The organism is Providencia burhodogranariea DSM 19968, assembly GCF_000314855.2.
Classification (GTDB): domain Bacteria; phylum Pseudomonadota; class Gammaproteobacteria; order Enterobacterales; family Enterobacteriaceae; genus Providencia; species Providencia burhodogranariea.
This window is the reverse complement of record NZ_KB233226.1, coordinates 1-15,046: the sequence shown is the minus strand read 5'-3', so window position 1 is coordinate 15,046 and position 15,046 is coordinate 1. Positions and strand designations below refer to the sequence as shown.

Annotated in this window: 13 protein-coding genes and 1 riboswitch; of the genes, 9 read left to right on the top strand and 4 right to left on the bottom strand. The window is 41.0% G+C overall.

Features of this window, described 5'->3' with window-relative positions:
- Positions 1–189: 189 nt before the first annotated feature.
- Positions 190–1,344: an acetylornithine deacetylase gene (gene argE / locus OOA_RS17680; RefSeq protein ID WP_008913536.1), complete on the bottom strand. Its 1,155-nt coding sequence runs from the start codon at positions 1,342–1,344 to the stop codon at positions 190–192.
- A gap of 102 nt (positions 1,345–1,446) precedes the next feature.
- Here argE and argC point away from each other — a divergent pair, with 102 nt between their 5' ends.
- The 5 genes from argC to oxyR all read left to right on the top strand — a co-directional run bounded on the left by argC (position 1,447) and on the right by oxyR (position 7,510).
- Positions 1,447–2,451, top strand: a complete 1,005-nt coding sequence (argC, locus tag OOA_RS17675; RefSeq protein ID WP_008913535.1) for an N-acetyl-gamma-glutamyl-phosphate reductase — start codon at positions 1,447–1,449, stop codon at positions 2,449–2,451.
- Between the two features lie 38 nt (positions 2,452–2,489).
- Positions 2,490–3,266 carry an acetylglutamate kinase gene (gene argB / locus OOA_RS17670; RefSeq protein ID WP_008913534.1) on the top strand — a complete coding sequence of 259 codons (777 nt, stop codon included), beginning with the start codon at positions 2,490–2,492 and terminating at the stop codon, positions 3,264–3,266.
- A 77-nt stretch (positions 3,267–3,343) separates the two neighbouring features.
- A complete protein-coding gene (locus OOA_RS17665) occupies positions 3,344–4,561 on the top strand; it encodes an argininosuccinate synthase (RefSeq protein WP_008913533.1) in 1,218 nt (405 codons plus the stop codon).
- 82 nt (positions 4,562–4,643) lie between these two features.
- A complete protein-coding gene (argH, locus tag OOA_RS17660) occupies positions 4,644–6,020 on the top strand; it encodes an argininosuccinate lyase (protein ID WP_008913532.1) in 1,377 nt (458 codons plus the stop codon).
- 581 nt (positions 6,021–6,601) lie between these two features.
- On the top strand, positions 6,602–7,510 hold the full coding sequence (oxyR, locus tag OOA_RS17655) for a DNA-binding transcriptional regulator OxyR (protein WP_008913531.1): 909 nt from the start codon (positions 6,602–6,604) through the stop codon (positions 7,508–7,510).
- Positions 7,511–7,557: 47 nt separating this feature from the next.
- On the opposite strand, the gene sthA is transcribed toward oxyR, so the two are convergent.
- Complete coding sequence (sthA, locus tag OOA_RS17650; RefSeq protein ID WP_008913530.1) at positions 7,558–8,955, bottom strand: Si-specific NAD(P)(+) transhydrogenase; 1,398 nt, start codon at positions 8,953–8,955, stop codon at positions 7,558–7,560.
- A 442-nt stretch (positions 8,956–9,397) separates the two neighbouring features.
- On the opposite strand from sthA, the gene fabR reads away from it, so the two are divergent.
- Positions 9,398–10,054: an HTH-type transcriptional repressor FabR gene (gene fabR, locus OOA_RS17645; RefSeq protein ID WP_008913529.1), complete on the top strand. Its 657-nt coding sequence runs from the start codon at positions 9,398–9,400 to the stop codon at positions 10,052–10,054.
- A 13-nt stretch (positions 10,055–10,067) separates the two neighbouring features.
- A complete protein-coding gene (locus tag OOA_RS17640) occupies positions 10,068–10,463 on the top strand; it encodes a YijD family membrane protein (RefSeq protein WP_008913528.1) in 396 nt (131 codons plus the stop codon).
- A gap of 97 nt (positions 10,464–10,560) precedes the next feature.
- Here OOA_RS17640 and trmA read toward each other — a convergent pair whose 3' ends face one another.
- Entirely contained in the window at positions 10,561–11,646 is a 1,086-nt protein-coding gene (gene trmA / locus OOA_RS17635; protein ID WP_008913527.1) for a tRNA (uridine(54)-C5)-methyltransferase TrmA, read from the bottom strand.
- A gap of 121 nt (positions 11,647–11,767) precedes the next feature.
- Positions 11,768–12,063: riboswitch (cobalamin riboswitch) on the top strand.
- 72 nt (positions 12,064–12,135) lie between these two features.
- On the opposite strand from trmA, the gene btuB reads away from it, so the two are divergent.
- On the top strand, positions 12,136–14,043 hold the full coding sequence (gene btuB, locus OOA_RS17630) for a TonB-dependent vitamin B12 receptor BtuB (protein WP_008913526.1): 1,908 nt from the start codon (positions 12,136–12,138) through the stop codon (positions 14,041–14,043).
- The gene (gene murI / locus OOA_RS17625) at positions 13,988–14,851 is read left to right on the top strand and encodes a glutamate racemase (protein WP_008913525.1); all 864 of its coding nucleotides are present in this window, start codon (positions 13,988–13,990) and stop codon (positions 14,849–14,851) included. Before btuB ends, murI begins: the two co-directional genes overlap by 56 nt.
- Here murI and OOA_RS20950 read toward each other — a convergent pair.
- On the bottom strand, positions 14,848–15,046 hold a 199-nt coding region (locus tag OOA_RS20950), incomplete at its 5' end, for a hypothetical protein (protein ID WP_008913524.1). The two genes, murI and OOA_RS20950, sit on opposite strands and share 4 nt — an antisense overlap.

The following is a 15,046-nucleotide window of genomic DNA, read 5'->3' as shown; positions in this document are numbered from 1 at the left end:
GTTCTTCAGGAGTAACAGGAGAAAAATTCACTTAGATATGTGATAGGTATTCAAGAAGAGAAGATATTTATACAGGGAGGTGTATCTAATATGCGGGTGATATTTCAAGTTGCATCCCTGTTGATGGTGTTCATTTACTTATCACCAAGATGCAACTCGAACTATTTATATCTTACACAAAGCGCATTTTTATTCAGTGAGACAAAAATGCTCAATGAGTTGACTAATCAGCTCACGAGTTGGCTCAATAAATTTCATATCGATATATTCATCTGGCTGATGAGCCTGTTCAATAGAGCCGGGTCCCAATACGAGCGTCGGGCAGAGTTCCTGAATAAACGGTGCTTCAGTACAGTAGTTTACGGTATCGGCTTTTTGCCCAAGTAACTGTTCAATTACCGCGACCATTTTATGGTCAGTTGGGCATTCATATCCTGGAATCGGAGGGTGCATTGATTCAATGGATAAGCGACCCGGCCATTTCGCACTAACAGGTTCGAGAGCTTCATTTAATAACTCATCTAAATCTTGCAATGTCAGCCCTGGAAGTGGCCGAATATCCATATGTAACTCACAACACCCGCAAATGCGGTTAGCCGCATCACCGCCATTAATATGACCAAAATTCATTGTAGGATAGGGGATCATAAAGGCAGGGTTGTTATAACGTTCCTTTAATGTATTACGCAGTACCATTAAGTGTGAAATTGATTCATGCATCAATTCGATGGCATTAACACCTCGTGATGGGTCACTAGAGTGCCCTGACTGCCCAGTAATACGAATGGCATTCGAGAGATGTCCTTTATGGGCACGGATAGGCTGTAATGAGGTTGGCTCACCGATAATAGCAAAGTCAGGGCGTAAATGCGTGCTTGCTGCAAAGTAACGCGCACCAGCCATTGAGGTTTCTTCATCCGCAGTTGCGAGTATATGCAGTGGACGGGTCAGTTTGCGAGTATCGATATCACGTAATGCATCAACAATGAAGGCAAAGAAACCTTTCATATCGGCAGTCCCCAAACCATACAGCCTGCCATCGTGTTCGGTGAGTGTGAAAGGATTTTTGCTCCAACGCCCTTCATCAAATGGCACAGTATCGGTATGACCGCAGAGCATTAAACCCCCGCTACCTTCACCGATCGATGCTAACAAGTTGTATTTATCACGAGTATCCGGTACGGGCTGAATATTTACCGTAAATCCAAGTGTTTCTAGCCATCCGCCAAGCAACTCAACTAATGCTTTATTACTCTGATCGAGTTGCGAATCTATCGCACTAATCGATGGAGTGGCAATTAATTGACGATAAATCTCAATAAATGCAGGTAATTTAATATTCACTGTTGACAGCCTTTATCCTTAATAGTATCAATATTCATGCACTTTATTTGAATAAAAATACACATTAAACTTTTTAGGTCACGAGTACAAGGTAGAAAGCTTATGTTGAACACACTCATTATCGGGGCCAGTGGCTATACTGGAGCAGAATTGGCAGCTTATTTGCAACGTCATCCTGAAATAAACCTTCAGGGATTGATGGTTTCAGCACAAAGTGCTGATGCAGGCAAAAGCTTTTCCGATTTACATCCCCAGTATAAAGGAATTATCGATATTCCTGTGCAACCATTAACGGATGTTGCTGCTGCGGCACAAGGTATTGATGTTGTCTTTCTTGCGACAGCACATGAAGTCAGTCATGACATCGCGCCTCAATTTCTAGAGGCTGGGTGTGTCGTATTCGATCTTTCTGGCGCTTATCGTGTTCAAGAAGCAGATTTCTACCCACAATATTACGGCTTCGAACATACAAATACTAAATGGCTAAATCAAGCGGTTTACGGTCTTGCTGAGTGGCAGGCTGATAAAATTCGCCAAGCGCAGCTCATTGCAGTACCTGGGTGTTACCCAACTGTTTCTCAATTGGCGCTTAAACCACTTATTGAAGCAAACTTGCTTGATGAGCAAATGTGGCCCGTGATTAATGCAACCAGTGGTGTTTCTGGTGCAGGTCGTAAGGCATCAATGACGAGCAGTTTTTGCGAGGTAAGTTTACAACCTTATGGCATCTTCACTCATCGCCACCAGCCTGAAATCGCGACTCATTTAGGTAGAGAAGTTATTTTTACCCCACACTTAGGTAACTTTGCTCGTGGGATCTTGGCAACTATCACCTGTAAAGTGAAGTCAGGTGTAACGGATGAGCAAATACGTCAAACATTCAAAGATGCTTATCAACATAAGCCATTAGTGCGTTTATATGATAAAGGCGTCCCTGCGCTGAAAGCTGTTGTCGGCACACCATTTTGTGATATCGGCTTTGTATTAAAAGGCGAACATCTGATTTTGGTCGGTACAGAAGATAACTTATTAAAAGGCGCAGCTGCACAAGCGGTGCAGTGCATGAACATTCGTTTCGATTTTAACGAAACACAATCATTACTTTAGTGCCATCATGGTCAATGAACTTATTAAGGATAAATCCCGTGCAACCATTAGTGATTAAATTGGGTGGTGTGTTACTCGATAGTGAAGAAGCGCTTGAAAGATTGTTTACGGCATTACAGACCTATCGTCAGTCTCATCAAAGACCATTGGTGATCGTGCATGGTGGTGGCTGTTTAGTTGATGAATTAATGCAGAAACTGCAATTACCTGTTGTCAAAAAACAGGGGCTTCGTGTGACACCTGCTGATCAAATAGACATTATCACGGGTGCACTAGCAGGAACGGCTAACAAAACATTATTGGCATGGGCGACCAAATACCAGTTACAAGCCGTTGGATTATCATTAGGTGATGGGCAAAGTGCTGTTGTGACTCAATTGAATGACGAGCTTGGTCATGTCGGAAATGCAAAGCCGGGTGACGCAAAATTATTGCAACTTCTACTTGGGGCGGGTTATTTACCTATCATTAGTTCAATTGGCGTCACTGAAGATGGTTTATTGATGAATGTGAATGCAGACCAAGCAGCAACTGCAATTGCACAAGTATTAAATGCAGATTTAGTGTTGTTATCAGATGTGAGCGGCATCCTTGATGGTAAAGGCCAAAAAATTGACGAAATGACAACAGTAAAAGCGCAAAAGCTGATTGAACAGGGCATTATTACCGATGGCATGATAGTGAAAGTCAATGCTGCGCTAGACGCTGCTGCAACACTCCAGCGTCCTGTAGATATTGCAAGCTGGCGTCATGCTGATCAATTACCTGCGCTGTTCAATGGCACAGCGATAGGCACTAGAATTTTAGCATCATAATCATGATGCGCTTGGTCGGCAGTGCCGACACCGTACAAATGAACTCATTAATTAAGCAGAATTGGGATAGGTAAGTTATGAAAAAGGGCATTAAAAAAATTGTATTAGCATACTCAGGTGGTCTAGATACATCAGCAATTATTCCATGGTTGAAAGAAAACTATGATGATTGTGAAGTGATTGCATTTGTCGCGGATGTAGGCCAAGACAGAGAAGATTTAGTTGGTGTAGAGCAAAAAGCACTACAATCAGGTGCATCTGAATGTTATGTCGTTGATTTACGTGAAGAGTTTATCAAAGACTATATCTACCCAGTATTGAAAACAGGTGCTCTGTATGAAGGTAGCTACCTACTGGGTACATCAATGGCTCGTCCTATTATCGCTAAAGCGCAAGTTGAAATTGCACTGAAAGTCGGTGCAGATGCAGTGGCTCATGGCGCAACTGGTAAAGGAAATGACCAAGTCCGTTTCGAAAGCACTTATACTGCATTAGCTCCACAACTAAAAGTGGTTGCACCATGGCGTGAGTGGGATTTACGTTCACGTGAAGCATTATTGGATTATCTGAAAGAGCGTAATATTCCAACAACGGCAAGCCTTGAAAAAATCTATAGCCGTGATGAGAACGCATGGCACATCTCTACCGAAGGTGGGGTACTTGAAAGCACATGGAATGCAGCAAACCAAGATTGTTGGGTGTGGACGGTTGATCCTAAAAATGCACCAGATGAAGCTGAACTAGTCACAGTCGGTGTTAAACATGGTGAAGTTGTTTCTGTAAATGGTAACGCACTCTCTCCATTAGGTTGCCTTGATACATTGAACGTATTGGGTGCAAAACATGGTGTAGGACGTATTGATATCGTAGAAAACCGTTTAGTGGGTATGAAATCTCGTGGCTGCTACGAAACCCCAGGTGGTACCATCATGATGGCAGCACTGCGTGGCGTGGAGCAACTCGTTCTTGACCGTGATAGCTTTAAATGGCGTGAGCAGTTAGGTCTTGAGATGTCTTATGTCGTCTATGACGGACGTTGGTTTGCACCTTTGCGTCATTCACTGCAAGCCGCAGCAGAATCTTTAGCGCAAGATGTGACAGGTGAAGTTGTGCTGGAACTGTATAAAGGTCAAGTGACCGCTATCCAGAAAAAAGCAGACAACAGCCTATACTCTGAAGAGTTTGCAACTTTCGGTGAAGATGACGTTTATGATCACAGCCATGCTGGTGGCTTTATTCGTTTGTACTCTCTTTCTTCGCGTATCCGTGCGTTAAAAGAGCAAAACAAAGCATAAGTATTATTGTTAGCGTACGACCCCCGGCAGCGATTAGCTGCCGGGAGCAAAATTTATTTTATCAATCAGATAGGGATCAGTTATGGCACTTTGGGGTGGACGTTTTAGTCAAGAAGCCGATAAGCGGTTTAAGCAATTTAATGATTCATTGCGTTTTGATTACCGCTTAGCGCAACAGGACATTATTGGTTCGGTTGCATGGTCAAAAGCGTTGGTCACAGTTGGAGTGCTATCGGACAGTGAACAACAATCTCTAGAGCAAGCGCTGAATAGTTTGTTGAAAGAAGTTCAAGACAACCCAGAAATTATTCTACAAAGTGATGCCGAGGATATCCATAGCTGGGTTGAAGGAAAACTGATTGATAAAGTAGGTGATCTGGGTAAAAAATTGCACACGGGTCGTAGCCGTAATGACCAAGTGGCAACGGATTTGAAATTATGGTGTAAAGACCAAGTTGTGTTGTTATTAGAAGCGGTTACTGAGTTACAAAAAGCTTTGGTAGTAACAGCTGAAAATAACCAAGATGCAGTGATGCCAGGCTATACCCATTTGCAACGTGCACAACCTGTGACATTTGCTCACTGGTGTTTGGCTTACAGCGAAATGTTAGCGCGTGATGAAAGTCGTCTACAAGATACCTTAAAACGCCTTGATGTTAGTCCATTAGGTTGTGGCGCTTTAGCCGGAACCGCTTACGATATTGATCGCGAGCAGCTAGCTTCTTGGTTAGGTTTTGCATCAGCAACTCGTAATAGTTTAGATACCGTTTCAGACAGAGATCATGTATTAGAGCTGTTATCTGATGCGAGCATTGGTATGGTGCATTTATCTCGTTTTGCAGAAGATTTAATTTTCTTTAATAGCGGTGAGGCCGGTTTTGTTGAGCTTTCAGATAAAGTAACCTCAGGTTCTTCATTGATGCCACAAAAGAAAAACCCAGATGCATTAGAACTTATTCGTGGAAAATGTGGTCGTGTTCAAGGCGCATTAACTGGCATGATGATGACCTTGAAAGGCTTGCCACTTGCTTATAATAAAGATATGCAAGAAGACAAAGAAGGCTTGTTTGATGCATTGGATACCTGGTTAGACTGTATGCATATGGCCGTACTTGTGCTTGATGGTATTCAAATCCGTAATAGTCGCTGTGAAGAAGCTGCAAAACAAGGCTATGCAAACGCGACAGAACTTGCTGATTACTTAGTGGCAAAAGGCGTTCCATTTAGAGAGGCCCATCATATTGTTGGCGAAGCAGTGGTAACAGCAATTAGCCAAGGTAAAGCGCTCGAAGAGATGGCTCTGAGTGATTTACAAAAATTTAGCAATACGATCCAGCTAGATGTTTATGAAATTCTATCATTGCAGTCATGTCTAGATAAGCGCTTAGCGAAAGGCGGTGTATCGAAGAATCAAGTATTAAAGGCGATTGCTGACGCTAAAGCACGCTTAGGATTATAATGTTAAACATGGTGTGGGATTCTCCCACGCCATGATGATATCTGCCCTGTTTCGGTATACATCTGCAATATATCAAGTCATCTCACGTGTGTTATAGGTATAGCGCCGTATTCAATTACTCGAAAGCTTAACTTTTTATAGGATTAGCTTTGCGAGGAGCTCACACAATACTCGAATTATTTTGGGTATCTTCAAATTATCAAAAGACTGAATTGCGTATTCTCAACTATCGAATGGTGAAGAATTCCTCGCGGTTATGATTGGTCGTATCTCTGGTTTTATTTGCACTATGTCATCATCAATATTCATTGTTGATGACATAGTGCACTATTTTGATTAAATCATTTGAAAGATTAATACCATGACCATTATCAATGTAATTATAATTTATTGATTTTATTGTCTTTACATGGTTTTTACATGTTATTTATTATAGGTTTCAATAAAGTGTAAAATATAAAAAATGAAAGTGTAAAATATAAAAAATGCAGATAAAGTGAACGAATTAATGCTGTTTGATAGTTATAAGCATTAGGTATCTGTTATACTGATTGGCAATTCATATTAAAAAGGCTTAAAAAATGAACATTCGCGATTTGGAATATTTAGTTGCATTGGCTGAGCATAAACATTTTCGCCGAGCAGCTGATTCTTGTCATGTGAGTCAGCCAACACTGAGTGGCCAAATCCGTAAGTTAGAGGAAGAGCTTGGTGTTATGTTGTTGGAGAGAACCAGCCGTAAGGTTTTATTCACTCAACAAGGGTTACTTCTTGTTGAACAAGCAAGAACAATTCTACGGGAAATTAAAGTATTACAAGAAATGGCTGCGTTACAAGGTGAGAGTATGTCAGGCCCATTGCATATTGGGTTAATTCCTACGATTGCACCTTACTTATTACCACTTATTATTCCGGAATTACACAAATTATTTCCTAAGCTTGAAATTTACCTGCACGAAGAACAAACCCAACAGTTACTCGCCCAGTTGGATAGCGGTAAGTTAGATTGTGCAATTTTAGCGCAAGTGAAAGAGACAGACCCTTTTATTATCGAGCCATTATTTGAAGAACCAATGAAGTTAGCTATTTATGAAGGTCACTCATGGCATGACCGAGATACTATCGAAATGGCCGAATTATCGGGTGAAAAATTGCTAATGCTGGAGGATGGCCATTGTCTTCGTGATCAAGCAATGGGCTTTTGTTTTCAAGCTGGAGCAAAAGAAGATACTCATTTCCGTGCAACAAGCTTAGAAACACTGAGAAATATGGTGGCAGCAGGAAGTGGTATTACGCTATTACCTGATTTGGCTGTGCCAAGTGAAAGGTATCGTGATGGTGTTTGTTATTTGAAGTGTATTAATCCAGAGCCGAAGCGCTCAGTAGTGTTAGCTTATCGCCCAGGATCACCATTACGTGGCCGCTATCAGCAACTTGCTGGAGCCATTTATAATTTAATGAATAGCTATTACAGTAATAAAGTGAATTGATTTAATAGTGATTGCCGGATTATTCCGGCGATCACTATGCGTGGTGACTAAAATAGTCGATTTAAACCATTTAGTGCTGCGACACGAAATGCTTCAGCCATCGTTGGGTAGTTGAATGTCGTATTCACAAAATACTCAATTGTATTTCCTTCCCCTTTTTGTTCCATGATAGCTTGGCCGATATGAATAATCTCAGCCGCTCTTTCCCCGAAACAGTGAATGCCTAAAATCTGCAATGTTTCACGGTGGAATAAAATTTTCAGACTGCCGACATTCATGCCCGCAATTTGCGCGCGCGCTAAATGCTTAAACTGAGCACGACCGACCTCATAAGGTATTTTCATCGCTGTTAATTGCTGCTCAGTTTTACCAACAGAGCTAATTTCAGGAATGGTATAAATACCAGTCGGTATATCTTCAACTAAGTGCGCATTACCTAAATCGTTAGCGATTGCACGAGCGGCGATACGGCCTTGGTCATATGCTGCTGATGCAAGGCTCGGATAACCGATGACATCTCCAACAGCGTAGATATGCTCATTGGTAGTACGATAAGCTTTATCAACCTTGATAAGCCCTCGACTGTCAGCTTCAATGCCGACATTGGCTAAACCTAGCTTATCGGTATTACCTGTCCGTCCATTTGCGTAGAGTAAACAGTCAGCTTTGACTTTTTTACCCGATTTAAGGTGAACAATTACACCATCTTCGACGCCTTCAATTTTTTCATATTCTTCGTTATGGCGAATAACAACACCGCTATTCCAGAAGTGATAAGAGAGCGCGTCTGACATTTCTTGATCTAAAAAGGCAAGTAAGTGGTCACGTGTGTTGATTAAATCAACTTTGACACTTAATCCACGAAAGATTGAGGCATATTCACAACCAATAACACCTGCACCATATATGATCACATGGCGTGGTTCGTGGGTTAAGTTGAGGATAGTATCGCTGTTGTAAATGCGTGAATGATTGAAATCAACATCAGATGGGGAATAAGGACGAGATCCCGTTGCAATAACGATTTTATCTGCGCTGAGAACATCACAACTACCATCAGGATAACGCACACTAAGATGTTGTTCATCGATAAAGGTTGCTTCACCAGAAAACATTTGGCAGCCATTACGCTCATAAAAGCCTTGGCGCATACGTGTTTGTTGGCTAATCACGCTTTCAGCATGCTTAAGAATTTCAGCGAAGGATGAGTGTAAAGATCGGGAATTATCGCTGTAGAGTGGATTTTGGTTGAATTCGATAATTCGGCTAACAGCATGACGGAGTGCTTTGGAAGGGATAGTTCCCCAGTGGGTACAGCCACCACCGACACTTTCATAGCGTTCTATGACGGCGACGTTTTTTCCTTGTTTCACGAGTCCCATGGCGGCACCTTCACCACCCGGCCCGGAACCAATAACAATTGCATCAAAATGGATGTGTTGCATAAGGTAAGACCTGCTCTAAAACAAAATGACCCCAAGATGGTAGCATATCAGTTGGTTATTTACTCGTCATACTTCAAGAAGTGTCGCTGTTGACATGAATTTAGCTATTCAAGTCACATACTTATGTATGCTCCTAAGGATTAGCTCACTTTATCGCCTTGTCACAATCCGAAATACATAGCGTAAATTATTTTTCATTTATTTATAAATTGAAATGTGGCACGAGATGGGGGATGCTGTATTGCTGGTAGCCAGCCAATAAACAAAAGCATAGTAAAAATGATTGGCTTAATTCTGAAAAAAGACAATCTGTAAACTTAATCGCTTTTTCTCTCAAACAGTTCGATAAATTTCAGGTATGCTAGGGAAGAAACATTCACAATGTAATTTCATAATTTTGATATATTAATTACCGTTTAATGACATAGAAATCAGGATTACCGTGAGTAATATTATTGGCGTTAGAGCAAAACAAAAAGAAAAAACACGTCGTTCGCTCATCGAAGCCGCATTTAGCCAATTAAGTGCCGAACGCAGTTTCACGAGCCTTAGCTTACGCGAAGTTGCGCGGGAGGCTGGTATCGCTCCGACCTCATTTTATCGTCACTTTAAAGATGTTGACGAGCTTGGGCTGACAATGGTTGACGAAAGCGGCTTAATGCTACGCCAACTTATGCGCCAAGCGAGACAGCGTATCGCCAAAGGCGGTAGTGTGATCCGAACGTCAATATCGACTTTTATGGAGTTTATTGGTAATAACCCCAACGCCTTTAGGTTATTATTGCGTGAGCGTTCTGGAACTTCAGCGGAATTTCGTGCAGCGGTAGCTCGTGAAATCCAGCATTTCATTGCAGAACTGGCGGACTACCTAGAGCAAGAAAGTCGTATGCCGCGGCATTTCACTGAAATGCAAGCAGAGTCAATGGTCACGATCGTTTTTAGTGCAGGCGCTGAAGCTCTTGATATCGATGAAGAAAAAAGGCAGTACCTTGAAGAACGGTTAGTGCTACAGCTGCGTATGATCGCAAAAGGTGCATATTACTGGTACCGCCGTGAACAAGAAAAACAAAACCGAACTAATCCTGATCTCACTAAATAATAAAGGAGAAAAAATGACGGAATACAATCGCTATGAGAAAAGCACACTACTACTTGCATTGGTAGTAGGCTTATCGACTCACGGAACTTTTTCTGCTCTGTTTAACTCCTTAGTAGAATTTTCCATATTTCCAATCATTAGCTTGGTATTAGCTGTTTATTGCTTACATCAACGCTACTTGAATCATGCAATGCCGATCGGTTTACCTAAGTTTGTGGTGGGTAATTTCTTTTTAGGGCTCTTTGCTTACTCTGCAATTTTACGTGTTCAACATCCTGATGTGGGTTCTAACTTTATCCCTGCAACCATTATTGTTATTCTTGCATTGTGGCTTTATACCAGTTGGAAAGCGCGCAAAAAAGAGCAATTAGAACTTGCGGCTGAGAATGAAGCTGAAGCTGAAGTTTAGTTAGTCTCAACATCTACCAAATAAAAACGCCGCGTTGTCAAAATAGCGGCGTTAGTGTTTTTTAGGGCGGTAGTATTATCAAGAAAAGCAGAATGCATTAACGGCGGGTGAGTAAAACCCCACTTTCCATATGATGGGTATACGGGAACTGGTCAAATAGTGCGAGTTTTTCGACTTTGTGGGTTTCATTCAAGACTGACAAATTATCGCACAAGGTTTCTGGATTACAGGATATATAAAGAATATTGTCATATGCTTGTACCAATTGAACGGTTTTATCATCTAACCCACTACGCGGCGGATCGACAAAAATCGTATTACATTGATAATCGGCAAGATTAATACCTTCTAATCGTCTAAATTCACGAATACCGCGCATAGCCTGTGTAAAATCCTCTGCTGACATTCGGATAATCTGCACATTATCGATTTTATTCGCTGAGATATTGTATTGTGCAGCTGCAACAGATGGCTTAGCTATCTCTGTAGCCAAAACATGATTGAAATTTTGCGCTAATGCCAACGAAAAATTTCCATTTCCACAATAAAGTTCCAATAAATCACCTGTTGCGCCTTGCGTTGCAGCTATTGCCCATTCCAACATTTTTATATTTACGTGAGCATTAGGTTGAGTAAAGCTATTTTCGACTTGGCGATAAATCATATCTCGGCCATTTATTGGCAACACTTCATCGACAAAATCATTATCGAACATGATTTTAGTTTTTGAAGCACGGCCAATAAGTTGTAGGTCAAAACCTTTGGTAACTAACGTTGCTTTTAATTGCTTAGCTTCTTCCGCCCACTCTTCACCTAATTTTTTATGGTAAAGCAAAGAAACAATTAATTTATTACTGAGTGTTGAAAGATAATCAATTTGAAATAATTTATGGCGTAATAGCTCACTTTGCTTAATTAAAGGCAATATTTCTATCATGATATTATTAATGAGCTGGCTGGCGACAGGAAATTGATCGATACGAATGCGTTCTTTCGTTTTTTTATCAAACATGATGTGAAACAAGTCATCACCTTCATGCCATAGTCTAAATTCTGCACGCATGCGGTAATGAGATTCAGGAGACTCGAATACTTCTGGTTCAGGTGCCGCATAAGGGGCCATCATGTTTTTCAAGCGTTCTACTTTTTCTGCAAGTTGCAGTTCATAGTGTTCAGTGTGCATCAATATGGCCCTATAAACATAAAACAGTAAAAAATTGCATTTGTAGGGGCGAAATTGTAGGGCAAGCGGTACAGATGTCCAGTTTTGATTCTGCATCCATAGACACTAAAATTAAATCCCATTAGGATAATAACGTTGTGGTCTGAATAAAAAATAGGGAACTCGGTGAAAGTCCGAGACTGACGCGCAGCGGTAATGAGGATTAAGAAAGCCTATGACACTGTCAAATAGATGGGAAGTCGCTTCTAAATATCGAAATATCCATAAAATCATTCAAGGCCTAAGAAAGTAGGCAGTGACGGTAGTCCTGAGTATATAGAAATATGTCAGTCAGCTTAATCTAGTCAACATATCTACTCTTTGAAAGATAATTGGATTCCTCTAAGTCCGAAGACCTGCCACAACTTTATCGCTTAGTTGAATATTGGCGCGAATCTAATATCCAACCTCGCGGAATCTTAATTAAATTGATTTCCGGGTATTATCATAATGAATAATAAAAAGTTGCTACCGTTATCGGCCGCTACAGTGGCAGTGCTGTGTGGTATTTCTTCTCTGGCAAATGCAAATAATCAATCTGATGAAATGGTGGTAACTGCAAACCGTTTTGAACAGCCTATTTCATCTGTACTCGCTCCTATTACTGTGGTTACACGGGATGAAATTGATCACTGGCAGTCAAATACCGTGATTGATGTTCTAAGACGCCTGCCGGGTGTGGATGTTGCCCAAAATGGTGGGGTTGGGCAATTAAGTTCTCTTTTTATTAGAGGAACTGAATCTCGACATGTATTAGTTTTAATTGATGGTGTTCGATTAAATCAAGCTGGTATTTCAGGATCTTCTGACCTCAGCCAAATTCCTATTTCTTTAGTACAACGAATTGAATTTATTCGAGGAGCGAGATCGGCTGTTTATGGGTCCGATGCAGTGGGTGGAGTTGTTAATATTATTACTCGTCGCGACAATGACGGTACAACACTAAATGCTGGAGTCGGTTCTTATGGCTACCAAAACTATAATGGTTCTACTCAACAAAAAATAGGTGAGAACACAACAGTTACTGCGGCAGGTGCTTATACGCATACAACAGGATTTGATGTGGAGGCTAGAGGAAATACAGGTGGGCATCCACAACCTGATAAAGATGGTTTTCTCAGTAAAACTTTATGGTTAGGGATTGAGCATCAATTATCTTCTGAAATATTAGCTTACGCACGTGCTTATGGGTACGACAATCGAACCAGTTATGATGGCTATTACAGTAAGGATTATTCAAACGGTAATAACTATCTTGTTGATACAAGAAAGCTATATAGCCGTACCTATGAAGCAGGAGTGAAGTATCACCAAGATAAGTACTCCACATCCTTAATGGGAAGTTATAGCCGCGTAAAAGATTACAATTTTGATCCTAGGTATGGGCAGTATGGTTCATATTCAAATCTTGATGAGTCAAAGCAATATAATCTTCAGTGGGGTAACAACTATCACTTAGATAAAGGCAATATCAGTGCAGGCCTTGATTACCAACGTCAAAGTATTGAACCCGGTGGTTATACAATGACAAGTAAAAAAGAAACGGTTAACAACACGGGCATTTATATAACAGGACAATATGCATTTATTGACTCAGTGACTGCAGAGGCTGCTGTTCGATCCGACCATCATTCCGAATTTGATTGGCACACCACATGGCAATCAGGTTTAGCTTGGGAATTTTATGATGGTTACAAGCTAATTGGATCTTATGCGACAGCCTACAAAGCGCCTAATTTAAACCAGCTGTATGTAGATAACCCCGCTTGGAACACAAAAGGAAATCCAGACCTAAAGCCTGAAGAAAGCAAGCAGTGGGAAATTGGTTTAGAAGGCACAACGGGACTTTTATTTTGGCAACTAAATGCTTACCGTAATGACATTGATAACTTGATTGCATTCAAATCAGGAAATCCAATCAGCACTTATGAAAACATAGGGAAAGCTGAAATCAAAGGAATAGAATGGGTTGGGGAATTAGAGACAGGTATTTTCCATCATCAATTAACTTATCAATATGTAGACCCTCGAAATAAAGATACTAATGAAGTGTTAGCTCGTAGGGCAAAACAACAAGTTAAGTATCAACTCGACTGGCCTATTTATAGTGTAGATATGGGGGTCACTTATCAATACATAGGTTCTCGCTATGACACTGCATACTATGATAATGGTAGCTCGCAACGATTAAAGTTAGGCGGCGTTAGTCTATGGGATATCACAGCTGCATATCCGATCACTTCACATTTAACAATTCGTGGTAAAATAGCCAATATGTTCGATAAAGACTATGAGACCGCATATGGTTATCGCACCGCTGGAAGAGAATATTTCCTTACAGGAAGCTACAACTTCTAATAACAACCTATCTATTCGCCCGACCATTCTTGTGTTTGACTCAGGAGTGGGCGGGTTATCTGTTTATCGTGAAGTCAAAAAGCTTCTTCCGAATGCACACTATATATATGCATTCGATAACGAAGCTTTTCCGTATGGCGAAAAAAGTGAAGAGTTTATTATCGATAGGGTTTATCAAATCGTTAATGCCATCGCGAAAAAACATGCACTGACTATTGCTATTATTGCTTGTAACACCGCAAGTACGGTGAGCTTACCTAATCTCAGGGCACATTTCAGTTTCCCTGTCGTTGGTGTCGTTCCTGCGATTAAGCCCGCAACTAAACTGACCCGCAATGGTGTCGTGGGTTTGCTAGCAACAAAAGGTACGGTTAATCGTGAATATACTAAGGAACTGATAGAACGCTTTGCGACAGACTGCAAAGTCGTTTCATTGGGTTCTGCCGAACTCGTACAACTCGCAGAAAGAAAGCTTCACGGTGAAAAAATACCCTTAGCGGAAGTGATTCAAGCTGTTAAGCCCTGGATCAGAATGCCTGAGCCCCCTGATACTGTTATATTGGGTTGTACTCATTTTCCTCTATTAATAGAAGAACTAGAGGAAGTCTTGCCAAATGGTACAAGATTTATTGATTCAGGCTCAGCAATAGCGAGAAGAACGGTTTGGTTGGTCAATAATCAGGCCGAAATTATTCCTACGGAAGAAAAAGATTTTGCATATTGCCTCCTTATGGAGGAAATAGTCCAAGAGTTACAACCTGTTTTAGCGGCGGAAGGGTTCATTTCGCTGCAAAAACTAGCTATCTAAGTTAAATTTGCTGGAAAGCTGAGCAAGCGAAAAAAAAATGCAAAAAAAGGGTTGCGGGATTTTTTTAGCTCCCTATAATGCGCATCCACTGACCCACGATGAGTCAACGCAAAACGCGGTGACAAGCCAACAGGCACAACGTAGTCAGCGAGAGAATCTGAAAAGATAAGCGAAAAAAAAAGCTTGACTCTCGAT